Consider the following 25,665-nt stretch of genomic DNA (forward strand, 5'->3'; position numbering starts at 1 on the left):
AAAACAAGCCGAGAAAACCATGCCCGCTGCACCCGCAATCTCCGGGGAAACCTTGTTGGACGCCTGGCGACTGATGGCTACAGCCCGCGCCATGAGTGACCTCTACGAGGCCAACGCAAAGTTCACCAGTAAATATGTTCACGCTACTTCCCGAGGCCACGAAGCTCTGCAGATAGCACTCGGCCTCCAGCTCAAACCACAGGATTTTGTATCGCCTTATTACCGAGATGACAGCATCCTGCTGTCAATTGGAATGACACCTTACGAGTGCATGTTACAACTCCTCGCCAAGCGCAGTGATCCTTTTAGCGGAGGTCGCACCTACTATTCACACCCCAGCCTCAGGCGTGATGATCAGCCCAAAATCATTCATCAATCCTCGGCAACTGGTATGCAGGCCATCCCGTGCACAGGAATTGGTCTTGGGTTTCAGTACATGGAGGGCCAGGGGCTCTCAAAACCGCAGCGTGGAGAGGAGCCTGTTGCTGTTTGCTCTCTGGGCGATGCTTCTGTAACAGAGGGTGAAGTAGCCGAAGCTTTTCAAATGGCCGCTCTGCGACAGCTCCCGGTGCTATACTTCATTCAGGACAATGAATGGGATATCAGTGCAACCGCTGAAGAGACCCGCGCCCAGAATGCCTACGAATACATTCAGGGCTTTAAGGGAATCAAAGCTGTGACCATTGAAGGCAACGACTTTATTGCATGCTACGAAGCCCTGCGCGAAGCACTTGATTACATCCGCACAGAACGCAAACCGTTTTTGCTCCACGCAAGCGTTCCACTATTGGGGCACCATACTTCGGGTGTTCGCAGGGAGTGGTACCGCCACGATCTGGACGAACACAAAGAACGCGACCCCTATCCTAAATACCGACGCCAACTGATTGACCTGGGGTTTGAAGAATCGGAGCTGACAGCTATTGAAAATGAAGCCCGCGATTCGGTTCATGATGATTACAACCGCGCGCTTGAAGCGGAGGATCCCAGGCCCGAAGATATATTTGACCATGACTTTGCCCCTTCTCCCATCACCGAGGAAGTAGGTGAGCGCACCCCTGCGAACAAGGAAAAAACCCTGATGGTGGATTGTGCTCTTTTTGCGGTGCAGGAAATCCTGGCCAAGTACCCCGAAAGCCTGCTTTACGGTCAGGATGTAGGCGGCAGATTAGGAGGCGTTTTTCGCGAAGCCGCCACGCTGGCGCAGAAGTTTGGCGACGACCGGGTATTCAACACGCCCATTATGGAGGCGTTTATTATTGGAAGCACTGTGGGAATGTCGGCCGTAGGCTGCAAGCCCATTGTGGAAGTACAGTTTGCCGATTATATCTGGCCGGGCCTCAATCAGTTGTTTACCGAAGTGAGCCGAAGCTACTACCTGAGCAATGGCAAGTGGCCCGTGAATGCCATTATCCGCGTGCCCATCGGAGCATACGGCAGTGGTGGTCCGTTTCACTCGTCAAGCGTTGAATCGGTATTGGCCAATATCCGCGGAATTAAAATTGCCTACCCAAGCAACGGTGCCGACCTGAAAGGACTGATTAAATCTGCTTTTCACGACCCCAACCCCGTGGTGATGCTCGAACACAAAGGGTTGTACTGGAGTAAACTACCCGGAACAGAAGACGCGCGCACCGTTGAGCCTTCAGAAGATTACGCCATTCCGTTTGGCAAGGCGAGACAGATTCAAGCCGCAAGCAAGGAAGCCATTCAAGAAGGAACCTCAGCCGTGATCATAACCTATGGAATGGGTGTTTATTGGGCCAAAACTGCGGCGGCGGCATTTGAGGGACAGATTGAAATCATTGACCTTCGCACCATTGCCCCATGGGACCAGGAAATGGTTTACGATGCGGTTCGTGTGCACGGAAAATGCCTCGTGGTTACCGAAGAACCTGAAGACAACGGATTTGCGCAAATGGTTGCTTCAAAAATTCAACAAAACTGCTTTGAACAGCTCGACGCACCCGTGATGGTTATTGGCTCCGAAAACCTCCCTGCCATTCCGCTCAATTCTACCCTTGAACATGCCATGATTCCCAATGCCGACAAGGTGCAGAAGAAGCTCAGCTCGCTTCTGAATTATTGATATTTACATCGACCTGCCCGTGGAAGTTTTCCATGCGCCTTGCATGAACCTTTGCCGTTTGTGGGTGTTGAGAGCGTTGCCTACCCCTAAGGAAATACTAAATTTGCAGCCAAATTTTTTGAACCATGTCAAGATTTCACGCCCTTCGCGTAAAGCATATCCAGAGAGAAACCCCCGAAGCTGTTTCTGTAGAATTCGACGTTCCCACTGAACTGAAAGAAACTTTCAAGTTCAAGCACGGTCAATATGTGGCCATTAAAGTGGACGTGAACGGCGATGAACTGCGCAGGTCTTATTCTATCTGCTCCAGCCCGCATGAAAACAAACTTTGCGTAGCCGTTAAAGAAATTGAAAACGGACGTGTTTCGGGTTATTTTAATCGTGAACTGCGCGAAGGTGATGTGATGGAGGTAATGCCACCACTCGGAAATTTCACCGTTCCTTTGGATGCAGGCAACCGCAAAACCTACGTGGCTTTTGCTGCCGGAAGCGGAATTACCCCAATTATCTCCATTCTAAAGGCCGTATTAGAAACTGAACCTAACAGTACTTTTCGGCTCTTCTACGGAAACAAGGAGAGCAAGTCGGTGATTTTTCATAAGGAGCTCGAAGAGCTTCAGGCGCGTTATACCGACCGCTTTCATGTACATATTCTTTACAGCCGCCAGCGCTCGGGCGACCCACTTTTTGAGGGCCGAATAAGCCGCGAAAAGATTGAGGCACTGGCGGAGAAATATCCTGCTGTAACGCGTGCAGATGAGTTTTTCCTCTGCGGTCCCAAACCGATGATTGAGGCTGCGTCGGATCTGTTGCAAGCAAGAGGCGTGGCCAAAGAAAAAGTTCACTTTGAACTCTTCACCACGGCCATTCCCGGTGAAGTGGCCGATGCCGATCCTGATACCCCGGAAAGCAAGGGGCCGGAAGAAAATTCCGGCATTTCCAAGGTGCTGATTATTCTGGACGGCGATGAAACCGAAATAGAAATCCCGAAGGGAACCACCATTCTGGACGCAGCCATTGATGCCGGTTTAGATGCTCCTTTTGCTTGTACCGGCGGTTCATGCTGTACCTGCAGGGCAAAAATGCTGGAAGGTCACGCCGAAATGGAAATCAATTATGCGCTCACAGATAAAGAAGTAGCAGACGGCTACATTCTCACTTGCCAATCGCATCCAACCACTCCGCGAATGGTGGTAGATTTTGATGCCTCCTAATCTGCCGCTTCGAAAAAAGGTGTTTCCATCTTTTCTGCAAGAAAGATGTACGGACTGTGTTGATGGTGACCAAAAATTTCTTTCGGGTCATCAGGATATTTCTCCCGGTACTTATCATCGGGCTGCAACACAATAGTGGTTCCGGTGCGCACGTAGTTATTACTCGCAACAAAAGGCGGTAGTATCAGACCTTCGAGACGATTCTGCACCATTCGCTCTGTGAGTTCTCCGAGATATTTCTGATAGCGCTGTTGTGCCTTGCGCGTAGGTTTATCCAGGTGATTGTAGATGTGTCTGGCCACAATTCTCTGCGGCAGCTTTTGCGCACGAATCAATGCGTCCACATGCAGAAAAGGATTGATGCGGTTAAAGTCATCAAATGTTTGAACGGATATCGGCACCTCAGGAACCCAATCCGCAGAATTTACCACGTTGTAGGCCCACCCGTTCTGCGTAAGGGCTTCATAGTTGTACGCAAAATACAGATTACCCGGCTTTGGGGCGGCGCTACAATAAGTTTTGAAACGGATTTTTTCCGAAAGTGTACCTTCTTTCTGCATGTGCAGTAAATGAGCTGTAAGCAGGTAAGCAATGGCACCGCCCTGACTGTGTCCAACGATATAAATGTTGCGGATTTTGCGATGAGAAAGGTCGCGGATTTTCGGAATAACATCCCGCGCAATAAAAGCCATTCCTACTGTCCAGCCTGCGTGCACCGCTGCATCGGGATGCATTGCCAGCGTATAATCAAACATTTCATTGGGAGCGAGCTGAAGCGTTCCACGAGCTGGAATCATCGCTGCGTAAATATTCTCCAGCCAGCTGTCCTGTTCAGGTGTTGTTCCGCGAATACTTATGACAGCAGCCGTCCGATCCTCATTAAGCCACAGATCATAATAGTTGTCCAGGCCCATTACCGGACTTTGATATGCCCTGTAAAAACTAACGGGAGACTCAAATTGCTCAATGTATTCGTCGACCAGCGTAGTTTGCACAGAAACCCGCAGCATTTCCAGGTATTCTTCTTTATTGAATCCGGGAGCAAACTCTTGAGCAATGAATATGCTATGCTGCATCAGGGCAGCTAACATCAAAAGCAAAGGCAGTTTTTTCATGACATTGTCACAATTAGGACTTGAAAGTTACGGTTTCGGGCGGGATAAGTGTTTGTTTTTTTTGCACTCAGCAACAAGCACCAAAATCCAAAACTCAAAGGTAAAGTTACGAACGGTCGGGATTTTGTTGCCGGTGTCAGGAAGCCCAAGCCATTTCTGCAAGGCTACCTTACCACCACCCTTCTCCGCTCCGCTTCCTCTTTGTGGTGAATGTGCAAAATGTACACTCCTTTGCCGAAGTGTGCCAACTGCAAGTCGTGCTGGAGCGCTCCTGCAGCAATCATCGATTCCGAATGCACCATCCTGCCGGATACGTCAAAAACCGTGATGAAGACTTCACCCAGAAAAGCACCACCAGCAAGGGTAATGCGATCCGCAGTGGGATTGGGATACAGCCTTACTTTTTGCAGCTGCAGCGAGACAGAGCTGGCGAGGATGTCGCAGTCTTTGATGGTACCGTCGGGTGCGTTCGGTGCGCCCGGGAAGATATCAGCATCCGTATCGTCGCAATCGAGGTCGTTGTCCACAAAACCTTCCGGAGGGAAGCACTCCCATACTGAAACCTCGGGGTTTCCAAACCCATCGCCATCGGCATCTTCAAAATACCACATGGGTTCAAAGACTTCAACCCACACGATAAGGCTGTCGGTTTCCGGCTCAACAGCGGTACCTTCCATAGCCGTAACACTGTACATGATGGGATGTAATCCCGAGCCTGCTTCAGCGGGGTCAAACACATTTCCCGAAACACCCGGGCCGCTGAAATCTCCTCCGGCAGTACCGGTTGAAATCAGGGTTCGCGCAGAATCGGTAGTGCAATACGCAATGGTATCCAGCCCGGTAAAAGAAGCATCGGGTAGTATGCGTAAAATAACGTCAATACTGATTTCTTCACCATTGAGAGTAGCGGGTGGCAAAAAACCACCGCAAGAGGTGCTAAGAAGCCAGGCCTGCACATCTGCCTGAAAAGATACGCTGAAAAGAAAAAGACCTGCCTGCTGGGGTGTTCCCTCCAGAAACCCGCAACCATTGGCCGGAGGGGAGTAACTGTTTTCGTTGAATCCCCCGGTTATTCCTACCGGTAAACCTGTAAATTCCGGGTTGTACATCTGAATAACGATACCGGAAGCAGAGGAATAGATTGGGTCCAATATACTTCCCGGAATACACCCTGTTGTGATGTGAAAGGAGATGTTGTCGAAATAAGGCTCGTTGATCTTGCCGGGAATGGTTTCATCCTGACAAACACCGCCGTAATCAGGTAATTCGCTAAGGCAATCTTCCGGTTCGCACTGGCTGAATGCGGTGGATGCACTGCTGCAAACCAAAAGAAGAGCAAAAACCACCCGGAAGATTGAAATCTCTGTACATCGCACGGGCTTAGATGTTTTCATGGTTCTTCATTTTGGTTTTCACATACTTCTCAATGTTGCCCAACGCTGAACGATCAACCGGAAAAACCGAAAGTTGGTAGCGCCCTGATTCTGTTTGGCTCACCTGCACGGGCTGTACGGAGGCAGTCCACGGACATTGTTCAGCCCATTGGCGCAATTGTCGTGAAGCATTCTCCGGCTCTGCCTCGGGCCAAGAAATTTCAAAGCGGTCGGGCATATTCAGGGCGCGATCGGTTTGGCGGGCGTAGGATTGAAAGGCTACTTCGGTATAGGGTATGCTCAGCAACTCGCCTGAATCATTCAGCACACCCAGCGATTGCAAGTAAAAAGCAGCCACCTGTCCGTTTCCGTGACTGGTTCGGATACTGTCACCCAAACGAAATCTTCGCTCCAAACGAATCATCAAACCGCTGAATGCCTGCATCCATGTTTTGAATCCCGCGATAAATACAACCGCCAATACCACAATAGTGAGCAGAAAATTCACCTTAATCAAATGGAAAAGAGCCCAGGAGGAATAGCCTGCCCACGCAGCAAACCGCACACGAAAATCCCAGCGCTCAATCATTTTAAGGTACTTCCGCTCCTTAATCAACACCAACACATACCGATCGAGTATCCGGAAGAACAAGTACAGCAGGACTCCCACAATTACCAGAAAAATCATCTGGCGAATGGGGTTGTTGTCAATCATGTCGTAGGCTGTTTCCATTACTCTAAGGTATCAATTTTATTTCGCGCAGGTACTGCTCAAGATAGGGGCGAAGCGCACGGTTGATTTCAAAAACATCCTTGCTAACTTCCACGACAAGGGTGGCTCTTTTCATCGTGTTTAGCTGATGTCGCACCCAGGTTTCACCTTCGAGGTTAAAGAGCATAACCATCCGCTCAAGGCTTAATGAACGATGCAGGTATAGGTTGTACAGCAAGGCTTTCCAGTTGGCATTTCGAATGTCGGGAATAGACATATTGCCAGGATCCGAAACCCAGATAGCTCCTTTGCTCACCTGATTGACACTTCGCACCCAGTACCTCAATGCCAGTCCGACATTGCCCTCAGAGCGACGGTATAGCTTTTTGACAAGCTTCTCCATTTTTCTAGACTTCAAGCCCTCTGCCTGTTTTTGTTCGTTTTCGAGCAACAGGCCACCTGTTTCGTGTCGCTTCCAGATGGCATCGCGGGTTTCTTCAAACGATGCAGGCTTGATCACAATAGTGCCAACAAGGTGCTCACCAAGCGTTATTTGCGATGAAATCATTCTAAAACCCTCATTTCCTGCTGATAGCAAAAAGAAATGCCTGTGTCCGAAGCGTACAATCAGTTTTTCGAGTGCCAGAAGCGCCTCTCCTCCACCCTCAGCACGCAGCCACCACTGCTCAATATCATTAAAAATGAATACCGTGCCTTCCTGAACAGATGTGAGAATACTGCGCAGGGTCCCCTTGGGGTTGCCAAGAGCTTTTCCTATCTGAGCGAACAAATCTGAGGCACTGTGACTCCCTCCCTGAGGTGGTTCAATGCGGATGATTTTGCCTTTAATCAGGTTGCCGGCTATGTGCTCAATCAGAAAGGTTTTTCCTGATAGGCTATCTCCAGTTACAATCAGGGCTCCACCTGAGCCACCTTTCATACGTTGAACAGCTGAGCGGGCAACCACCATTTCGCGGTTCCGGACGTGGATGGCACTTCCTGTATTGAGATGCCTGCCGCCAAAAAGCTGCTTGTAGTAGTACGGGAGATCCGAGTCAATGTGCGGTGGCAACTTGAGTGTGTCCAGAAAATCAAGCATCCGTGCCGTGTCGTTATCCAACTCTTGGTACTTCCGCTCGTAGCGGGCAACCACAGCTTCGTATTGCCTTCGGGAAATGAATTGTAAAAACTCATCCTTCAAGGCACTCACCCTGGAGAAGCGTTTACCCAACCACTGATAAAGCAGCGGTGAAGACTTGTCTTTATCACTCTGAATGGTGAGCTGAGCCGCTCTTTCCAGGACAGTTTCTGTCTGCAAAACCCCAAGCAGTTGAAGCCGCATATCGAGCAGCATGGCACCAAAAGCTTTCTCAGTCTTTTCGAGCTCTTCGCGCGCTTCTTGCGCTGTTTGTTCCGATTGTTCAAGCACCGATTTCCAATCTTCACCTTCAGCCTTTGGTTCGCTGTCAAAACTGTACGAAATCAGATTTGCCGTATTCACCACCTTGCCATTGATGCGGTTCAATTTAGAGGTAATGTCTTGAATTTCTTTACGGTAAGGCTCAACCAAAGTAGTGTCAATCAAGTAGTCGGCAATACGCGCTATTACAATATCTTTTTGAGGCAAGCGCTTGGTGAATGTAGCACCCGACCACTCTTTTCCGGTGTTGAGCAGTGTGCATGATTCAGGAAGCATTGCTGTTGCCTCATCACTTCCACTTTCCACCCTTTGAATAAGCAATTGCGGATTTAAAAACAGTCGTTCGTTCAACTTAAAAACCGTTTCCTCTTCGCCAATATCCTTGTTTGCTTCTTTGCGCAAGTGTTCAATTCCATCAAAAAACACGTTGATATTGTCGCGAACAGCCTTAAAGTATTGGCTCCTAACAGTAGCTTCAGAACGCTGTAAAACAGATAGTATGTTAGCCAAAACAAGCTGAAACCACAGTCCTCCTTCCATGTGTTGCAGAAACAATTTCTGGTTTTGCGCCCAAGCCTCAGGGAAGTGCCGCAAGCGATTGAGAAGTGCGGACTGCGTTTTTCCCGTGAAATCTATTCTTCTCGCCCGAATGAGACCGTTTATGTCAACATCGCACGCAGCCCTGGCCAGTTCCTTCGCCATGGAATCCACCAAAGCTGAGAGCTTTTCGCCAAACCGCTTGTGCATGCATTCCGCTTCATCTTTGAGTTTACTAAAAACACTCTGCAATTCATTTTGGTTGCCGTTATTTTGACTTACAAGTGGGCGCTCTATAAGGTGCTTTTTCACAAGCATCTGTGTCTTTTCTGCCAGTTGGTAATTGTTCTGTACCCACTCCCCCATCAGCCGCTGAAATCCGGGCAGCAAAAAGGTATCTGTCCAAACAGCCAGTAGCTCATGAAGGGCAACATGGGTGCGTTTTGCCCCTCCGAGTCTTCGCCAAAACTTCAAACGCGTTTTGGCTTTTCTAATTCTGGCGCTATCATCCGGGTGCACCGCCAAATCGGCTATCTGCAGTGCACGCTGAAATACTTTTTCATGTTTGCCCGGTAATTGCTTTACCTGGTCTAACCAAATCTGGATGCCCTGCCCGAGTGCCTCTTCCTGCTGCTCAAGGGGTTCTGTGGCTTCACGAAGCGCCTCTTGTTGCAGCTTGTTTAAAAAAACCTTGCTACGTTCAGAAAGCTCTTTTGTGGTAAGTGTATCATATTCTGAACAATAGACCAACAACAGTTCACCCATGCTGCTCACAATTCCTCGCCAGTGCTCCGAAACCGAACCCAGAGCGCTATTGACGAATACCTCGTTGACTTCCTTAAGTTCGGATACTACTTCATGCAGTGCTTCATCAAGGCCCACTACGGGCGAATCAAATCCCTCCGGAGATCGTTTCTCCACGGAAATCTTCTCAGCGCTGGTATCCTTCTCTTCTTCTAGCATCTTTCCTTACTCTGTAAATTTAGGTAGCGGAATCAGGGCAATGTGCTTGCACAAAGATATTTTTTTCACATTCAGGCGTGCTCAAAGCATGCAAAAAGCCTAAAAATCGTCAATTTCAGTAATAAACCTTACTATCACATCCCCATTCCATACATTACCATTACCTTCGTGGCCTGAACCAAAAAATTGAAAAACCCATGAGAAAAGTAAACCTCGCATTATCTATCTTCGTTGCCGGATTGTTTCTGGTATCATGCGAAGAACAACAAGCTCCACAGGAAAAGGCGGAAACCCCTGAAAAAACCGAAAGCGGCATTGCTGACGGAACTTACGATATTGATCTCAAAAACAGTGTTGTTGAATGGAAAGGCACCATGCTTGGTGTGAAGCATCACACAGGAACACTGAATTTTCAGGCCGGAAAACTGGCCATTGAAAATGGTGTGGTAACTGCGGGAACTTTTGTCGTTGACATGAACTCGATGAGAACTACCGACGACAACTACAACCCTGAGGAAGGTCAAACTCCAGACAAACTGATTGAACACCTCAAGTCTGACGATTTCTTCCTAACCAGCGAGTATCCTACTGCTACTTTTGTGCTTTCGGATATGTCGGGCGAAAAAGCCAAAGGTGAAATGACCATTCGCGGCAACACCAATGATGTAAAAGTGAGCGGTGTTGCTGTTGAAGCGCATGGCGACCACATCCACGGCTCAGCTACTGCTGTTTTGGATCGTCAGAAATACGACGTGAAATTTTCTCACCCACTGGAGGAAATGGTTCTCTCTGATGACCTCGAAATCAAGGTAAACTTCACTGCGAACAAAAACTAAGAATAGAGATATTCCTAAAGGAGAGCCCCGGTGCAACCGCATCGGGGCTTTCTTTTTGTGGTCGGCCGTAATACCCCATTAATCCCCCATAAAACCTTACCTTTGCACTCCCAAAAACAGAGCTTTGATTACAGTACAAAACCTTTCGCTTCAATACGGCAAACGCATTCTCTTTGATGAGGTAAACCTCAAGTTTGCCGGTGAAAACTGCTATGGAGTTATTGGTGCCAATGGTGCCGGTAAATCAACCTTCCTGAAAATTCTGGCGGGTGAAATTGCCGCAACCCGCGGTCAGGTTTCACTGGAGCCCGGCAAGCGCATGGCCGTACTGAAGCAGGATCACCGGGCCCACGATGAAGATCTGGTGCTGGATACAGTCATGATGGGCCACGAAAAGCTCTGGAAAATCATGCAGGAAAAGGATGCAATCTATGCCAAACCCGACTTTTCGGAGGAGGATGGCATCCGCGCTTCCGAGCTGGAAGCCGAATTTGCTGAAATGGATGGCTGGAACGCGCAATCAGACGCTGCTGCCCTGCTCAGCGGTTTGGGAATTTCTGAGGACCTGCACGAAATGAAGCTCAAAGATCTGAGTGGAAACCAAAAGGTGCGCGTACTCCTGGCACAGGCCCTCTTCGGCAATCCTGATGTGCTGATTTTGGATGAGCCCACCAACGACCTCGATATTCGGACCATCACATGGCTTGAGAACTTTTTGCTCAATTTCAAGAATACGGTGATTGTGGTTTCGCACGACCGACACTTTCTGGATACAGTTTGTACCTACATCGCCGATATCGACTTTGGAAAAATTCAGCTTTACACCGGTAACTACACTTTCTGGTACGAATCAAGTCAACTGGCCTTGCGACAGCGCTCGCAGGCCAATAAAAAGGCCGAAGACAAGAAAAAAGAACTTCAGGAGTTTATTTCGCGCTTCAGCGCCAACGCATCCAAAAGCAGGCAGGCCACCAGTCGAAGAAAGTTGCTGGAAAAAATCAATGTAGAGGACATTCAACCCTCCAGCCGCCGATATCCTGCCATTATCTTTCAGCAACAGCGCGAAGCCGGCGATCAGATTCTGCACATCGAGAACCTCACTGTAAAGCAGAACGGAACCCCTCTTTTCACCGGATTGCAACTCAATGTGAATAAGGGCGATAAAATTTCATTCCTCAGCAAAGACACCAATGCCACCACTGCGCTGTTTGAAGTGCTCAACGGAAACAGGAAGCCCGATAGCGGCTCCTTTGCCTTTGGGCAAACCATCACCACAGCTTATATGCCTGCTGACAACAGCTCTTTCTTCAACAGCAACGACAACCTGATTGATTGGTTAAGGCAGTACAGCGAGGAAAAGGACGAAGTGTACATCCGCGGATTTCTGGGTAAAATGCTGTTCTCAGGCGAAGAAACGCTCAAAAAATGCAATGTACTGTCAGGTGGTGAAAAAGTACGCTGCATGCTTTCGCGTATGATGCTTGCCAGTGGAAACCTCCTTATCCTCGACGACCCAACCAATCACCTCGATCTTGAATCTATTACAGCACTCAACAACGCGTTGCGCGATTTTCCCGGAACAATTCTCTTCACCTCGCACGACCACCAGTTTACACAAACCATTGCCAACAGAATTGTGGAACTTACACCCAATGGATTTGTGGACAAACTGATGACTTACGACGAGTATCTCGAGACGAAAGGCGATTTAGTGGCCGTTTGATTCAGCGGTTTAGCCAATAAAACGCTGCGTTGAGCACCGTTGCAAACGATACCCACATGAGGTATGGAACCTGAAGGTAAGCCGCCCATGGACTTACTTTGTAAAAGGAGAGTATCATCCAAAGAATGCATACCCAAAGCACCCCTATTTCGGCAAGGGCCCACCCCAACTCTTTGAAATTGAAAAAGAGAAAACTCCACAGAAAGTTCAGCCCCAGTTGAATGAAGAAAGCCGTGTAGGCCATGCCCTTCAACGGAGATGCTTCACTGCTCCACACGAGGTACAAGGAAATACCCATTAGCGCGTAAAGAATGGGCCACACAATACCAAAGAGGAAACCCGGGGGCGTAAAGGAAGGCCTGTCCAATTCCTGATACCATGTGCTGGTTCCGCCTGCGGTGAGATAGCCCGACAGGCCGCCAACCATCAGCGGAATGGCGATACAGATAACAAGCGCTATGAAATCCTGTGCCCTGATGACCCAAAGGTAGTAGCATTTGGCCATAATCTGAGTCAAAACCTGCTAAAAAACAGTTTTGAAACTGACATATATCATCCTATGGCGCGAAATCCTCTCTTACCTTTATCCTGTTCAAAGGAAATAATCAAAAAACATACAACCATGAAAAAAAGAGAGCCCGTTAGCAAGATTATGACTTCTCAGTTGGTAACACTCAACCTAACTCATTCTCTTACGGATGCAGAAAAGATGTTCACCAAAAACAACATTCGACACATACCCGTGGTAAGCGGAGATGAGTTAATTGGAATGTTGAGCCTCACAGATTTGCTTCGTATCAGCTTTGTTGACAATTTTGGCGAAGGAGAAGGCGAAATAGATACTGCAGTCTACAACATGCTGAGCATTGACCAGGTAATGGTTTCGAAGCCGGTGGCTGTGCAGAGCGATGCGACCATTCGCGAAGTGGCTGAAATTCTCGCCACCAAAGAATTTCACGCCCTGCCGGTAGTTGAAGGCAAAAAACTGGTTGGTATCGTTACCACCACCGACCTGATTAAATACTTATTGGAGCAGTATTAACAACCATTCTGCTAACCAATCAAAAAGGTCGCTGCCTTGAGGGGTAGCGACCTTTTTAACGTCTTGCTGTTGAATGATCAGCGCGCTCCGTCAATCATTAGGGGTGTTTCACCATTGGTGATGATTACTTTGGCGTTGGGCGATCTGGATAGTTGCTTAAAGGCCTCGATGGCCTCATAGCGTAGCACTTCGGGGGTTAATCCTTCTGAAAGGATTTTCTGTGCGTCGCGAACACCTTCGGCTTCAATGCGCTGACGATCAGCTTCAAGCCGCTGCTGATCAATTACAAAGCGCATTCTCTCGGCATCCTGCTCAGCACTGAGCTTGGCCTCAATGGCAGCTGCCAATGTGGGCGGCAAAATGATGCGCTTCAAAAGAACCGATTCGATAACTACTCCCCGAGGCTTCAATTCTATCATCATGCGCTCGCGAACTTCCTGCTCAATCTCGCCGCGCTCACCGGTGTGCATATCCTTGGCCATGTGCCGCGAACTCACATCCGCCATGGCCGACCGGAATACCGGAGAAATCAAATCTTCCTCAAAGTTAGTTCCCACCTGACGAAGCAGAGCCGGAACCTTATCTACATCCAAACGGTAGAGGATGGAAACCTCAGAGCGTATGTTCAGCCCCTCTTTGGACGGAATTTCAAGCTTTACCTCGTAGTTGATATTGCGCACAGGTACCTTCAGGTACAAAGTGGTAAACGGATTGAACATGCGGGCCTGCTCAGTAATTGGCTCACCAATAAGCTTACCGCCACGCCGTTTCATAGCTACCTCTCCCTGCCGCACCACCAAACAACTACTCATGGTTGCTGCAACCAGAACAAAAACCAATAACTTTTTCATATCTTGTTGTTTTTAAAGTGAATACTCGAAATGCATTTCGCCGCCAACTTCACAAAAATTCAACCACATTGGTCAAACAAACTGCCACCCGCTCACAAAAATTGTGAAGCATCCGTGCGCTCAAAAAAGGACTTCAGGGCAAGCCAATGCCAGACGCTGCTATATTGTCAAAATCCGAATTACAAATTCCCAACGTAATCTGCCAGAGCACCGTTAGTAGGCATTAGGATCCCCTTCACTCCTGCACCTCCGGCACATTCAATATCGCGGTGTTTATCGCCCACCATTCGGCAATGCTCCGCCGGGAGCTTGTATTTATGCAGCGCCTTTTCAACGAGTAAGGAATTTGGTTTGCGGCAAAGACACAAGCCGGTCTCAGGGTGATGCGGGCAGAAAAAAGTCTCCAGCATGGGAATATTTTCCTCCAAAAAACGCGCGTGCATCAACTTATCCGTGCGCAAAAAGTCATCCAGCGTGTAACGACCGCGGGCAATGCCTCCTTGATTGGTTATCACGACAAACCTCCACCCTTTGTCGCGAAGCTGACGCAAGGTTTCGAAAACTCCGGGTAAAAACTCAAACGACTCCCAGTTGCAGGTATAGTCTCCGGGGTCGTGGTTGATTACGCCATCGCGATCAAGAAACAGAACTTTTTGCATGCTGCGAAGGTAGTGAATTGCAGGTGGGGCGGAACGCGATTTCAACAGCCCCAACGAACAACGTACCTTTGTATACACACAACAGCCATGAGCAAAGAGAAAGAGCAGGAAAAGAACCCCATTGACCCCGATAAGATTACGCAGCATCCCGGGTTGGTTCCTTTTGCACACCACGTGGGAAGCGCCCTGGTACGCCCTGAAGATTTGGGCAAAATGAAAAGCAGGGCGCTGGGGGCCATGGAACAACAAACCCATCTACATATGCGACAGATATTTGAGCAGATGGAAAAACTGGCGGAGCAGGCAGAGCGCATCCGGCGGCGCGTGGAAATCTCGCACGAGATATACCGCTGCAAAATGGGTTTTGAGCCCATCATCGGGCACGTCTATCACCTATACGAAAAAGACAACGGCGAGAAGGTACTGTCTATGATTGGCCCCAACGAATGGGGAGGCGCGTTTCCCTATGCGCAGCATATCAGCACAGTAAAAATGCTGGGCGACCACACCTGGGACGTGCTGGATGACCCCGCAGGCGAAGATGAGTAAAGCTAAATCTCCTTGGCGGCGGGTACTACAATCCACAGAATCAGGTAGGCAAGCAGTCCTCCTCCCACAAATAAAAAGAGCAGGATAAAAATGATTCTGATCAGTGTGGGGTCTGTATTGAAATGCTCTGCCAAACCGTAGCAGACGCCTCCCAACATGCCTTTTTTCGGATATCGCAGTAGTTGTCGTTGCATGGAGTAAAGGTAGCAAAATGAATGTGCAATGTAGCCTGCTTGGTGATGTATCAGGGTGTACTTTATACAGACATGGCTTCTAAAAGAGTACAGGGTTTGTGGACCAAAGACTCATCTGTGTAATCAATATCACACAAGCGTATCTGTAGATTGATTATCTATGCAGGATGTTTGCCATGAAAATCAAACCGCTGTTACCCGGACTGCTGTTAAGTGCCTTGGTAGCGGTGGCTGCTTTTTATCTGCACCCATTGGTGCCCGGCGTTGGAGCCATCGTGCTCGGACTAATTATGGGTGTGGTGCTGGGCAATGTGATGAAATGGCCCGAGAAATTTAACGCGGGAATTAAATTTTCGTCCGGAAAAGTGCTGGAAGCCGCCATTGTGCTGATGGCATTTGAGGTAAATCTTCTGGAGTTGAGCAAGGTTGGTTTGCCCATCATCGCCATTGTGCTGTTGGCGGTAGGATTGATTTTGTTTATTACCATTCAACTCAGTAAGCGCATGCAATGCCCGGGTGCAAACGGGTGGTTGATAGGATTTGGCACAGCCATTTGCGGCTCTGCGGCTATTTCGGCCATTGGTCCGCTCATTACCAAAGACAAAAGTCAAATCGGTATATCGCTGGCGGTCATCAATATCCTTGGAGGGATTGGGATCTTTGCCTTGCCCGGATTGGTGGCCTTGCTCAACATGGGAGCTACAGAAGGTGGAATTCTGATGGGTGGAACACTGCACTCTATGGGGCATGTGGCCGGTGCGTCGGTTATTATGGACGAAGAGGTGCGCAACGTAGCCATATCGGTAAAGCTGGCTCGAATCGCACTCCTCACCCCTGCCCTATTGGTTTTCAGTCATTTTGTAAACGTGAGTCAATCTACCGAAAAAGTAAAGTTCAGCTTAAAACTGCCCGTTTACCTCGTACTGTTTGTGTTGATTTCGGTGGGCGTAAGTTTATTGAATGTGCCCGACGTGGTGCTGCGAAATGCCAAATCCCTCAGCGCAATACTTCTCACCGTGGCCATGGTGGCCATTGGTATAAAGATTAGTTTCCGTCAGATTGTGTCTTCGGGCGGAAAAGCCGTGTTGTTTGGCACCATCCTCTTTACCATTTTCCTGTTGATAGTGCTGGGATTGATTGCGGTGTTTATTTGATGGGGAGGAGTCTAATGATTGCAATTCCGCTTTGATGCCCTCAAGGTTCAAAACCACTTTAATTGTACCTATTCCAACACATTTTTAAATCCAAACTTGTAGAGCGTCCAAACGCGCTGCTCATTATTTGCCTCGTGGAGAAAGACCGATGCTCCAATACGGCCAGAGAACTTAATTTCTTCAGGTAAATCCATTTCTGCCACCACTTCAAAGTCACTGTTCAAGACCTGTACTTTCCGAATATCACTACGTTCCGGAGATCCTGTCAGGGCGTTTACAGGAAACATCTTCACCAATTCTCTCACGTAGAACCCCGATGCCTCTTCGAAGAAAATACGGTGATATCCACGCTCCTGACTTTCATAGGTGGCAGGAGTTACATGTGCTGGTTCTCGCTTTGGAACTTTCGCAGGTGTGAGAACTACGTCGGAGCCTGTTACAACATGTTTTTCAACTTGCTCGTCGTCCCAGTTAAAGGTCATTACCGTATCTGAACTCACATGATGCACGAGAACCTTGCGTCGTTTTGAATCCACTTCAAAAAACGGCTTGTCAATGAGCATTGAGTCCCGTATTGTGGTTCTGCGCAGGATTGGTTTGATTAGAATATCCCTTCGAAGCACCGTATCACCTTGAACTTTGAAAAAAGCTGCCATGTTTCGTTCGTCCATCAGGGCATCGTAATCCACTTCAGGCCCACCTTCACCATATTGAATCCATGTGCTTAAACCAAGGTATCCGTCCAGTTCAACCATACGCGCCCAAACAGGCAGAAAAATCAAGTGAGGAGGGTCATGAACTGTGCTCAAAGCCAACGAAACTGAGTGCACAACACTTTCGCGATTAGCAACGAGAAGGGTTTGGGTTTCTTCTTTGAACACGATTATTGAATCCAAACTGACTACCTCAAGTAGCCGGGGTTTTACATGATCATCATTCGGAAAAGAAAAAACTTCCTCAATTTCAGCCTTTTCAGCATTGAAAACCAAAAATTCCGAAAGAATCTGCACAAAAAGCACATACTTCTCGCCTCGCTGCCCTGAAATACCCTTCAGAACCACTCCGGACGGCGTGTACGAACCCAGACCGAGAGAATCAAATGGAAGTTTCACTACCTCCTCAAAACAATCCGTCCAATGCAATTGAATGACAGTTGTTGTATCTCTAGGAGTCTCTTCAATTCTGCAAGCAAGGCTTGATGCAATAAGCACAGCAAACAGACCTTTCCTCAGTATAAGCGAATAAACCTGCACTTGAATTCGCAACTATTTAGATTCACCACGTTTTCGAAAACCTCTATTATAAATCATATTCCTGTCATTTACATATTCGAATCGACCTGCAGCAAGTCTTTTATTACGGATTCAAGCTCGGAAATCAGCATTTCGTTATTACCATCAACCGACGCACCCTTTTCAATACAGCGAATAATCCCGTGCTTATCAACCACCATGTTAACAGGAATACCACGAACGTCAAAATCTTTAAAAACATTCGCTGCATTTTTGACTTGCGTAAAGTGAAAATCCACCATCGTCCCCCGATTTTTGTTTGCTGCCCCGAACTGTCTTGGACGCATGTAAATCAATTCATCTTGAGCATTTACTACAATGCTGTCCGCAAAAAAAGAGAGAAACTGCACATTTTCTTCGTCTTCAAAAGCAGACACCAGGCTGTTCAGCGCCGGAATTTCTGCCACACAGGGAATACAGCTAGCGCTCCAAAAATTAAGTACTGTTGTTTTGCCTAAAAAGTCATTTCTCGTGCATAATCCTCCACGGGCATATTCCAGCTCAAAATCGGGAATAGCTTGATTAAGCATCCTGAAATAACTGTAATTACTCAATGCTATCACTTGACTTGCCGTGAGAGGCATTGGCAGGCTACCAGCAGGCAGTTCCTTCCAGTCATCTTTGAAATGTGGGTTAATTGCTGCTTGAAAATGTCTTCGGACACCTGGACTCCCTTCAGCTTTTGGGGTAATCAACACCTCAAACGGAATGGTATCGTGCGGCAGGAGAAACAGCACGGAATCATTACACTTGTATTTTACCATACCGGTGGTTTCTAATCTTGTAATCATGCAGGTTCAATCGCTCGCTATTCACGAAAACCTGATATTTTGTCCAATCCATGATTCGAAGCTCGTGTTTACTCAGATTTTCGAATTCCACATGCGGTTCCCTCTGGCTCTCTGTCTGGCAGGAAGAGAACAGCGAGATGGACAGAACCAACCATGTCACGTAAAACAAAGCAGTTAACCGGAATGCCATTATATAGGATGTCTTGCTCATTCTTTCATTGAAACAAACGAGACTTTTAAAAGTCATTCGGGCTCAAGGTAAATAATTGCCGTCAATTCTGAGATGGTTCCGTTTTAACGGGCTTCCAAAGGCACCTTCCTCCCCACATTTCCCAAAACCTGTAACTTCGGGGCGCATACTGCATCACAACCATGAAGAACAAACGCAAGGTACATATTCTTCCTCCCGAAAAACTTACCGGACTGCAATTCACTGAGCCACCCACCAGTGCGGCCGGCCTTAAAGGTATTACCACAGCCATGAAACACCTGAGTGAGGAACTCGGTTTGATTTCAGGCTTAAAGGTGATGTCGAAAATCAACCAGGTAGACGGCATTGACTGCCCCGGTTGCGCCTGGCCCGACCCCAAACACCGGTCGGCTTTGGGTGAGTATTGTGAAAACGGAGCCAAAGCCGTGGCCGAGGAAGCCACCAAAAAGCGAGTGAACGCAGCTTTCTTTGAGCAATACAGCGTAGAAGAACTCAGCGCATGGAGCGATTACGAAATCGGAAAAGCCGGTCGTGTTACCGAACCTTTTTATCTCGCAGCGGGCGAATCGCACTACCGCCCTATCTCGTGGGACGACGCTTTTGGCAAAATCGCCGCCAAACTCAAATCCATTCATCCCAATGAAGCCGTTTTCTACACCTCAGGGCGCACAGGCAACGAAACCGCTTTTCTCTACCAACTGATGGTGAGGAAATACGGCACCAACAACCTTCCCGATTGCAGCAACATGTGCCACGAAAGCAGCGGCGTGGGGTTGGGCGAAACCGTGGGGATTGGCAAAGGCTCCGTGACCCTCGAAGACCTCTACGAAGCGGACGTGATTCTGGTGATGGGCCAGAACCCGGGAACCAACCACCCCCGCATGCTGAGCGCCCTGCAAAAATGCAAATCCAATGGCGGCAAGATTGTACACATCAATCCTCTGCCCGAAGTAGGCACCCATAAGTTTGTGGACCCGCAAAGCCCCATAGAGATTCTAAAAGGCGGATCAAAAATTGCCGACATCTTTTTGCCGGTTCGTATCAACGGCGATATTGCCCTGCTGAAATTGCTCATGCTCGGATTGCTCGAAGCCGAAGAACAAAACCCCGGAACAGTCCTCGACCAGGAGTTTATATACTCGCTCACCAATGGATATGAAACATTTAAGGAAGATTTGCTTAAAACCGACCGCGAGCAGGCCCTTCGAGATTGCGGCATTTCATCGGAGCAAATTCAGCGGGTAACACAATTGCTCGCCGCAAAGAGTAAGATCATCATCTGCTGGGCCATGGGGCTTACACAACAGAAAAACGGTGTAAACAATGTGCGCGAAATTGTGAACCTCCTGCTGATGAAGGGCGCCATCGGGAAACCCGGCGCGGGTACTTGTCCCGTTCGCGGGCACAGCAATGTGCAGGGCGACCGCACCATGGGCATTTACGAGAAACCTGCGGAGCCTTTTTTGGCTGCGCTCGACAAGGAATTTGGCATTCACGCACCCCGCGAACACGGCTACGATGTTGTAGATGCCATTGAAGCCATGCACGCCGACAAAGTGCGGTTTTTTATGGCCATGGGCGGCAACTTTATTTCTGCCACACCCGACAGCGAGCTTACCGGTAAGGCCATGCAGAACTGCGACCTCACGGTGCAAATCAGTACCAAGTTGAACAGGGCGCATCTTGTTACCGGCCAGGAGGCCATTATTCTGCCCTGTTTGGGTCGCACCGACCGCGACGAGCAAAAGAATGGCGTTCAGTTTCAAACAGTAGAAAACTCCATGGGAATCATTCATACCTCGCGCGGAACCATGGAGCCACCCTCCGCAAAACTGAAAAGCGAAGTAGCCATTGTCTGCGGCCTTGCACGGCAATTATTTGGTTCCGAAGACGCTACCCCCTGGGAGGATTTCACCGCCAACTACGATTTGATTCGCGACAGGATTGAAACGGTGGTGCCGGGATTTGAGCACTACAACCGTCGCGTGCGCGAACCACACGGCTTTGCGCTGCCCAACGGAAGTCGCACACGCAAGTTCAACACCCCTGATGGCAAAGCCAGTTTTACCGTTAACAACCTACCGCAGGTTGATCCGCAGGAAGCCGACTTCATCATGATGACCATCCGCACGCACGATCAGTACAACACCACCATTTACGGTTTGGACGACCGCTACCGGGGCATTCGAAACGAGCGCCGCGTAGTGCTGATGAACGAAGACGATATGGCAGCACTCCAGCTCAAAAAAGGCGATTTGGTTGATTTGATCAGTGTATTCCGGGGCGAGAAAAGAACCGCCCGAAAATTTCACGTGCTACCCTATTCCATTCCACGCAAGTGCATTGCCACTTACTTCCCCGAAACCAATGCCCTGGTACCGCTACAAAGCAAAGCCGATAAAAGCAACACACCAAGCAGCAAGTTTGTAGAGGTGGATGTGGTGGTGGGGATATGAGGTAATGAGATGATAGGTTTCCCCTTAGAAAAGATTTCTCCCGAATTTAGATTTCTCCCCCTGAAGCATTTCGGGGCGCAACTCCTACCGTCGTTGTTGCGGTCGAAATGACAAAGCGCTAATAATCAAGCATCATTTTCACTCCCGCCTTAATGCGCTAGTGCCTACTGCTTCACCACCTTCAGATGCCCGGCACCGGAAGTGTTCTGCGCACGTACAATGTACATTCCCGCCGGAAAAGCTGTAAGGTTGAGCTCTATACGATTGTCTGCTGTTGATTGAGCGTACAATCGCTCACCGCTGAGATTATATACCTCTACCCACATCAGCTCATTATTACCTTTCAGTTCAAGAGTATAGTTGCCCGTTCCGGGGTTCGGAAAAATTTGCATGGCCGGGCCTCTTCCGCGCTCAAATACCATAGTTGGAACCACAAACTCGTTCTCTGTGGTATTGGTAATAATCGCCTCGTTGAAGTCAAAGTAGATGTGCGCGGTATTCTCGATGACTGTTCCTGCGGGCAGATCAGCCAATGGCTTAATGCGGTATTGCACATAGCCGATACTTCCTTCGAAATCGGTTGTGCTGTCGGGCAACATGATGTTGTTGAAGCGGAAAGTGGCCACATTTCCATGCAGATAGGTGAGCATATCGTGGCTGTAATTTATCACCTCAAAAGTAGAGAGGTCGAGCTGGTTATCGAGGGTATCGGCTATGCGGATATTGAAGGCGGGAGCATTTCCGGTATTCTGGAAATACACGGTGTAGTTGAAGTAGCCATCAAAACCCGGCTCCACGTCCCCGGGCCAGGCCGTTTTCATGTTGGGGTCGTAGGAATTGACAACGGGATAACAAAACTGCATTGTATTGTTGGTCGGATTGTAATCTCCCTCTTCAGGTAATACACTCACCGTAACGCATATCAAATCATCGGCCTGTGCGGTGGTATCAGTGGTAAACAGCAATCTGAACGACTGGTTGAAGCTCACCTCTGAAAAATCGGCCAGGAAATAGGTAAACTGATTATCACCGGTCAATTCGGGAGTCATGGCAGAGGGCGGAGTTCCAGCATAACTCACCGGACCACTTACCGAAACGGTAACTTCTCCACTCACTCCCTGGGCGCAATTCAATCCGAACCATTGTGAAAAGTCGCCGGCCTGAATCCGGAGCTCGTGTTCCTGACCGGGAAAAACCCATCCCAAAGGCAATATACCCTGCACACCCACGTCGAAACCGGGCTTGCAAATCAGGCCAAAATCAAGGTTTTGAATAAGCGAATTAGACGAATCAAGCTCCACCTCGTGCTCTGCACCCGGATCTTCGCACGATACCTGAAAGGGCTTGTTCAAAGTATCAACCTGAACCGTAAAAGCACCGTCTTCGGCACTCAGAAAGTACACTCCGTTGCCGCCCGTTGTGGTTGAAGACATGAAGTCTGTCTGGGCATCGAGAAGTCGGATGCTCACGTTGTGCATACCGCTTTCGTCGTTGATCATTTCACAATCGGTATTGCTATCCTTAAAAGCAAAACCACTCACCCCTGCAGCACTCGTGCAGCCCAATGGGTTATTCACCAAATCACTATCCTCACAAAGGGGGTACTCCAAAAGGCCAAATACACCCATAGACGGGATGTAGTTGGGCAGGCAGATAAAGGGATTATCCAGAATGTTGGGGCTGGCGAGGGTTGAGGGAAATACCGGAAAACAGCCGATCTGGTTGTTTGAGCAATTGAGCACCAACATGGATTGCGGAATGACTGGCAGCGAGGTGAGTTGGTTGTTTTGGCAATGCAGGTTGTTGAGCAAGGATGGCAGCTCCGGCAGGGAGGTGAGCTGATTGTTGTAGCATTCCAGTATGGTCAATGAAGACGGCAAATCGGGTAATTCGGAAAGTTGATTGTTGTGGGCAATGATATAATCCATGCCATCCGCAAAATTCACGAAGGATTCAATCTGGTTGTTCTGACACTGTATTTGAGTCATGGTTTCGGGTAATTCCGGCACCGCAGTGATTGAATTATCCAAGCAGTTCAGAAACTCAAGCGCAGGGGGCAGTGGATCCGGCAATGAAGTAAGCTGGTTGCCGATGCAGATCAAACTGGTAATGGTGGATGGAAGCTCTGGTAGTTCACCAATGGGGTTGTAGCTGCACTCCAATGCCTCAAGATTGGGTGGTAATGCAGGTAACACGCTGTAGTTACCGTGCGTGATTTTGAGGGTGGTGAGGCTCTCAGGCAAAGGCACGTAGTTGTTAAGATTGATGGAGGTGCCGCTGGTTGTAAGGCTTTGTAAACCCGGAGGTATGTTCGGTAGTGTAGTAACGCTTTGGTTCCCGAAACAATTCAAAACCAACAGTCCTTCAGGTAAATCAGGCAGTGATGTTAGCTGGTTCGATGCACAATTGAGGTTGGTTAAACTTTCGGGTAAAGAAGGCAAAAATGTAAGCTGGTTCATGGAACAGTTCAGCACTACAAGTGATGTAAAATGCTCTATACCGCTCAGATTGGAAATGCTGTAACCCGCTACGTTTACCATGGTGGCCGTTTGAATGCCAGGGCAATCAATATCCATCTGATTGCCGTTCATGCATGCCGGATGCACAGTATTCAGCCAATTTACAAAATTGGCGTCGGGGATGGTTACATAGTTTTGAGACGAGCCAATGTTGGCAGAAAAAATCAAAACGGTACTTAGCAGTAGTGTAATTCTTGTCATTGTTGTTGGGTTGGTTAAGTGTATGACTGATTTTGGCGGCACAAGTTGCACAGCGATTCAAAATGCAGTTTTAAGTGCGTGCGGGTTCAGAGTAGCCTTCTTCTTTCAAATCAACAAGTACTTCAATCAGATCGCAAAGTGTATGCGCAGCACCCTCAGTTCCGGTGCGCTGGTAGTACATACGCTCCTCCTGAAACTGCTCCGATCGTCCGTACATTCTGATGTGCGCCCCAAGGTCTTTCAAGGAGGTATTCAAATCCATCAGCATGGCCACCAGTTCGGGCGCCAGGTATTCTGCATGTTTCATGTTGAGGAGGTTCCAGGTTTCGTTGGCCTTTTCCTCAAAATAGTTGAAGTTTAATTCAGTAAACAGTGATGGCACAATACGCTTTGCCAGTTCTTCAGCAGGAAGCTTTTGTAAAGTGTCGAGCAGCTCATCGCGTTGCTTTCTCACATCTTCGGTAAGTTCGGCCCCCTCAAGCCCGGTTTTGATGTGAGGCCGGAATCCGAAAGCGCGGTATACCAGTCCCTCGCGAATTCTGCTCACATTGCGCGCAATGAGGTAGTCGCATTGCTCCTGCACCACCCCCCACTGCTTGGTTTTGGAGCGGACGAGCAACACGTCAATGACAAAAATGAGGAAGGCACCGCCCAGAATTTCCGACACCAGATTCAACGAAAGCTCGTCGTGATAGGGCTCAATCAAAAGGGCCACCACAATACCAAGCAGCAATGCCATGTAGATAATCAGCCTGGCACCGGAAATGCGCCACCACTGGTTGCGCGTGCGTTGCCTGAGGGGTCTTTTTCGATCTGACATGCGGGAAAGATATAAAATGCCTGAAAAACAAGAAACCGCACCCCTCATTTTGGACTTGAAACCCCGAGAGGTTGCTTAATCCGAAACACCCTTAAAAAGAGGCCTTAATCACCAAAAAAATACCTAAGTTGATAATTTCCCCATTTCGCAAGGATGTGGTCACGATGAATATGATAGGGGTTTGCTCCTTGCTCCTCTTTACCCCTGTTGGTAGTAACAGCCGTCTTAAAGCCGAGTTTTCGGGCTGTGCGTTCCAGAACTTCGGGATTAAAATCAACCCCGCTTCTCCCCCACGGACTGGCAAAATGCATACAGGGAACGCCAAGCTCTTCCTCAATTTTCTGTTTCGAAACTCTTAATTCGCGTTCAACCTTTTCTTCACTGAGCTTTATCAAATGTGCATGGCTGCAAGTGTGCGATCCGAACTGAATATTGTGATTCAACATTTTACGACAATCATCCCAATCCAGAAACGGAACCAGCATTGGACTGTCGGGATAAAAGTGCGCAATTCTTTGGGCTTCCTCCGGCTGATTCTTGTCCAGACCGATATAGTCTGTAGGAAGATAAATCAGCACTGGAACATTAAGCAAACCTGTAACATCCATCATGTGCTCCAAACAAGAATAAAAGCCGTCATCAAAGGTTACGCAGAAATACCTGCCGGAAAGCTTCTCACTGCCGGTAAGCATATCGTGCGCGGTATCCATCGAGATAAAATCACCAAAGTTCTTCAGGTAACGCAACTGTCGCTCAAAATCCTTTTTCTCATCCCCAAATACATGGTGGTAATAGGGAAAGCGTATCCAATCGGAGGATCTTTCAATGCTTCTGGTGCTTGATTGAGCAGCAATCACAAGCGCACGCACCAGCCCACGAGCCTTAGAGGCAAGTCCATCATGTTGCACAAACTGGCGATAACTCCTTATTTCCTGCATAGCACG

At 48.5% G+C, this 25,665-nt stretch carries 22 protein-coding genes; 9 read left to right on the top strand and 13 right to left on the bottom strand.

Annotated features, from left to right (window positions below):
• Positions 1–19 precede the first annotated feature (19 nt).
• Together EA392_07250 and EA392_07255 are read left to right on the top strand one after the other, a co-directional pair.
• Positions 20–2,089 carry a tungsten formylmethanofuran dehydrogenase gene (locus tag EA392_07250; GenBank protein TVR39196.1) on the top strand — a complete coding sequence of 690 codons (2,070 nt, stop codon included), beginning with the start codon at positions 20–22 and terminating at the stop codon, positions 2,087–2,089.
• Positions 2,090–2,214: 125 nt separating this feature from the next.
• Complete coding sequence (locus EA392_07255; protein TVR39132.1) at positions 2,215–3,303, top strand: phenylacetic acid degradation protein; 1,089 nt, start codon at positions 2,215–2,217, stop codon at positions 3,301–3,303.
• Here the strand turns inward: EA392_07255 and EA392_07260 are convergent.
• The 4 genes from EA392_07260 to EA392_07275 form a co-directional block, all read right to left on the bottom strand.
• Positions 3,300–4,418, bottom strand: a complete 1,119-nt coding sequence (locus EA392_07260; GenBank protein TVR39133.1) for a lipase family protein — start codon at positions 4,416–4,418, stop codon at positions 3,300–3,302. The two genes, EA392_07255 and EA392_07260, sit on opposite strands and share 4 nt — an antisense overlap.
• A gap of 164 nt (positions 4,419–4,582) precedes the next feature.
• On the bottom strand, positions 4,583–5,812 hold the full coding sequence (locus EA392_07265) for a T9SS C-terminal target domain-containing protein (protein ID TVR39134.1): 1,230 nt from the start codon (positions 5,810–5,812) through the stop codon (positions 4,583–4,585).
• Positions 5,799–6,524 carry a hypothetical protein gene (locus EA392_07270; protein TVR39135.1) on the bottom strand — a complete coding sequence of 242 codons (726 nt, stop codon included), beginning with the start codon at positions 6,522–6,524 and terminating at the stop codon, positions 5,799–5,801. Before EA392_07270 ends, EA392_07265 begins: the two co-directional genes overlap by 14 nt.
• 4 nt (positions 6,525–6,528) lie before the next feature.
• Positions 6,529–9,423, bottom strand: coding sequence for a hypothetical protein (locus EA392_07275; GenBank protein ID TVR39136.1), 2,895 nt, complete (start codon positions 9,421–9,423; stop codon positions 6,529–6,531).
• Positions 9,424–9,620: 197 nt separating this feature from the next.
• Between EA392_07275 and EA392_07280 the strand changes: the two genes are divergently transcribed.
• A complete protein-coding gene (locus tag EA392_07280) occupies positions 9,621–10,259 on the top strand; it encodes a YceI family protein (protein ID TVR39137.1) in 639 nt (212 codons plus the stop codon).
• A gap of 124 nt (positions 10,260–10,383) precedes the next feature.
• Complete coding sequence (locus tag EA392_07285) at positions 10,384–11,982, top strand: ATP-binding cassette domain-containing protein (protein TVR39138.1); 1,599 nt, start codon at positions 10,384–10,386, stop codon at positions 11,980–11,982.
• Position 11,983: 1 nt separating this feature from the next.
• Here the strand turns inward: EA392_07285 and EA392_07290 are convergent, their stop codons facing one another.
• Positions 11,984–12,487: a tryptophan-rich sensory protein gene (locus EA392_07290; protein ID TVR39139.1), complete on the bottom strand. Its 504-nt coding sequence runs from the start codon at positions 12,485–12,487 to the stop codon at positions 11,984–11,986.
• A gap of 117 nt (positions 12,488–12,604) precedes the next feature.
• Between EA392_07290 and EA392_07295 the strand changes: the two genes are divergently transcribed.
• Positions 12,605–13,024, top strand: a complete 420-nt coding sequence (locus tag EA392_07295; protein TVR39197.1) for a CBS domain-containing protein — start codon at positions 12,605–12,607, stop codon at positions 13,022–13,024.
• A gap of 77 nt (positions 13,025–13,101) precedes the next feature.
• On the opposite strand, the gene EA392_07300 is transcribed toward EA392_07295, so the two are convergent.
• Positions 13,102–13,875, bottom strand: coding sequence for a prohibitin family protein (locus EA392_07300; GenBank protein TVR39140.1), 774 nt, complete (start codon positions 13,873–13,875; stop codon positions 13,102–13,104).
• Positions 13,876–14,054: 179 nt separating this feature from the next.
• Entirely contained in the window at positions 14,055–14,681 is a 627-nt protein-coding gene (locus EA392_07305) for an HAD family hydrolase (GenBank protein TVR39198.1), read from the bottom strand.
• Between EA392_07305 and EA392_07310 the strand changes: the two genes are divergently transcribed.
• Positions 14,622–15,083: a DUF2452 domain-containing protein gene (locus tag EA392_07310; GenBank protein ID TVR39141.1), complete on the top strand. Its 462-nt coding sequence runs from the start codon at positions 14,622–14,624 to the stop codon at positions 15,081–15,083. The two genes, EA392_07305 and EA392_07310, sit on opposite strands and share 60 nt — an antisense overlap.
• Positions 15,084–15,085: 2 nt before the next feature.
• Here EA392_07310 and EA392_07315 read toward each other — a convergent pair whose 3' ends face one another.
• On the bottom strand, positions 15,086–15,277 hold the full coding sequence (locus tag EA392_07315; GenBank protein ID TVR39142.1) for a PspC domain-containing protein: 192 nt from the start codon (positions 15,275–15,277) through the stop codon (positions 15,086–15,088).
• Between the two features lie 167 nt (positions 15,278–15,444).
• Here EA392_07315 and EA392_07320 point away from each other — a divergent pair, with 167 nt between their 5' ends.
• Positions 15,445–16,431 (top strand): putative sulfate exporter family transporter, encoded by a 987-nt coding sequence (locus EA392_07320; GenBank protein TVR39143.1) that lies wholly within the window; start codon positions 15,445–15,447, stop codon positions 16,429–16,431.
• Positions 16,432–16,499: 68 nt separating this feature from the next.
• Here EA392_07320 and EA392_07325 read toward each other — a convergent pair whose 3' ends face one another.
• Together EA392_07325 and EA392_07330 are read right to left on the bottom strand one after the other, a co-directional pair.
• Complete coding sequence (locus tag EA392_07325; protein ID TVR39144.1) at positions 16,500–17,543, bottom strand: hypothetical protein; 1,044 nt, start codon at positions 17,541–17,543, stop codon at positions 16,500–16,502.
• A gap of 209 nt (positions 17,544–17,752) precedes the next feature.
• Positions 17,753–18,514, bottom strand: a complete 762-nt coding sequence (locus EA392_07330) for a TlpA family protein disulfide reductase (GenBank protein TVR39145.1) — start codon at positions 18,512–18,514, stop codon at positions 17,753–17,755.
• On the opposite strand from EA392_07330, the gene EA392_07335 reads away from it, so the two are divergent.
• Complete coding sequence (locus tag EA392_07335) at positions 18,513–18,692, top strand: hypothetical protein (GenBank protein ID TVR39146.1); 180 nt, start codon at positions 18,513–18,515, stop codon at positions 18,690–18,692. The genes EA392_07330 and EA392_07335 overlap by 2 nt on opposite strands.
• Before the next feature lie 194 nt (positions 18,693–18,886).
• Positions 18,887–21,181 carry a hypothetical protein gene (locus EA392_07340; GenBank protein TVR39147.1) on the top strand — a complete coding sequence of 765 codons (2,295 nt, stop codon included), beginning with the start codon at positions 18,887–18,889 and terminating at the stop codon, positions 21,179–21,181.
• A gap of 164 nt (positions 21,182–21,345) precedes the next feature.
• Here EA392_07340 and EA392_07345 read toward each other — a convergent pair whose 3' ends face one another.
• The 3 genes from EA392_07345 to EA392_07355 form a co-directional block, all read right to left on the bottom strand.
• On the bottom strand, positions 21,346–23,901 hold the full coding sequence (locus EA392_07345) for a T9SS C-terminal target domain-containing protein (GenBank protein TVR39148.1): 2,556 nt from the start codon (positions 23,899–23,901) through the stop codon (positions 21,346–21,348).
• Between the two features lie 70 nt (positions 23,902–23,971).
• Positions 23,972–24,721, bottom strand: a complete 750-nt coding sequence (locus tag EA392_07350; protein ID TVR39149.1) for a hypothetical protein — start codon at positions 24,719–24,721, stop codon at positions 23,972–23,974.
• 104 nt (positions 24,722–24,825) lie between these two features.
• Positions 24,826–25,659: a polysaccharide deacetylase family protein gene (locus tag EA392_07355; protein TVR39150.1), complete on the bottom strand. Its 834-nt coding sequence runs from the start codon at positions 25,657–25,659 to the stop codon at positions 24,826–24,828.
• Positions 25,660–25,665: the final 6 nt, after the last annotated feature.

The organism is Cryomorphaceae bacterium, from assembly GCA_007695365.1.
Taxonomy (GTDB): domain Bacteria; phylum Bacteroidota; class Bacteroidia; order Flavobacteriales_D; family SKUL01; genus SKUL01.

Coding starts and splice junctions, on each gene's coding strand:
- EA392_07275 (TVR39136.1), bottom strand. CDS start 9,423: ATGCTAGAAGAAGAGAAGGATACCAGCGCTGAGAAGATTTCCGTGGAG.
- EA392_07335 (TVR39146.1), top strand. CDS start 18,513: ATGCAGGTTCAATCGCTCGCTATTCACGAAAACCTGATATTTTGTCCA.
- EA392_07315 (TVR39142.1), bottom strand. CDS start 15,277: ATGCAACGACAACTACTGCGATATCCGAAAAAAGGCATGTTGGGAGGC.
- EA392_07305 (TVR39198.1), bottom strand. CDS start 14,681: ATGCTGCGTAATCTTATCGGGGTCAATGGGGTTCTTTTCCTGCTCTTT.
- EA392_07350 (TVR39149.1), bottom strand. CDS start 24,721: ATGTCAGATCGAAAAAGACCCCTCAGGCAACGCACGCGCAACCAGTGG.
- EA392_07250 (TVR39196.1), top strand. CDS start 20: ATGCCCGCTGCACCCGCAATCTCCGGGGAAACCTTGTTGGACGCCTGG.
- EA392_07280 (TVR39137.1), top strand. CDS start 9,621: ATGAGAAAAGTAAACCTCGCATTATCTATCTTCGTTGCCGGATTGTTT.
- EA392_07300 (TVR39140.1), bottom strand. CDS start 13,875: ATGAAAAAGTTATTGGTTTTTGTTCTGGTTGCAGCAACCATGAGTAGT.
- EA392_07320 (TVR39143.1), top strand. CDS start 15,445: ATGTTTGCCATGAAAATCAAACCGCTGTTACCCGGACTGCTGTTAAGT.
- EA392_07295 (TVR39197.1), top strand. CDS start 12,605: ATGAAAAAAAGAGAGCCCGTTAGCAAGATTATGACTTCTCAGTTGGTA.
- EA392_07340 (TVR39147.1), top strand. CDS start 18,887: ATGAAGAACAAACGCAAGGTACATATTCTTCCTCCCGAAAAACTTACC.
- EA392_07310 (TVR39141.1), top strand. CDS start 14,622: ATGAGCAAAGAGAAAGAGCAGGAAAAGAACCCCATTGACCCCGATAAG.
- EA392_07330 (TVR39145.1), bottom strand. CDS start 18,514: ATGATTACAAGATTAGAAACCACCGGTATGGTAAAATACAAGTGTAAT.
- EA392_07290 (TVR39139.1), bottom strand. CDS start 12,487: ATGGCCAAATGCTACTACCTTTGGGTCATCAGGGCACAGGATTTCATA.
- EA392_07255 (TVR39132.1), top strand. CDS start 2,215: ATGTCAAGATTTCACGCCCTTCGCGTAAAGCATATCCAGAGAGAAACC.
- EA392_07265 (TVR39134.1), bottom strand. CDS start 5,812: ATGAAAACATCTAAGCCCGTGCGATGTACAGAGATTTCAATCTTCCGG.
- EA392_07260 (TVR39133.1), bottom strand. CDS start 4,418: ATGAAAAAACTGCCTTTGCTTTTGATGTTAGCTGCCCTGATGCAGCAT.
- EA392_07270 (TVR39135.1), bottom strand. CDS start 6,524: ATGGAAACAGCCTACGACATGATTGACAACAACCCCATTCGCCAGATG.
- EA392_07345 (TVR39148.1), bottom strand. CDS start 23,901: ATGACAAGAATTACACTACTGCTAAGTACCGTTTTGATTTTTTCTGCC.
- EA392_07355 (TVR39150.1), bottom strand. CDS start 25,659: ATGCAGGAAATAAGGAGTTATCGCCAGTTTGTGCAACATGATGGACTT.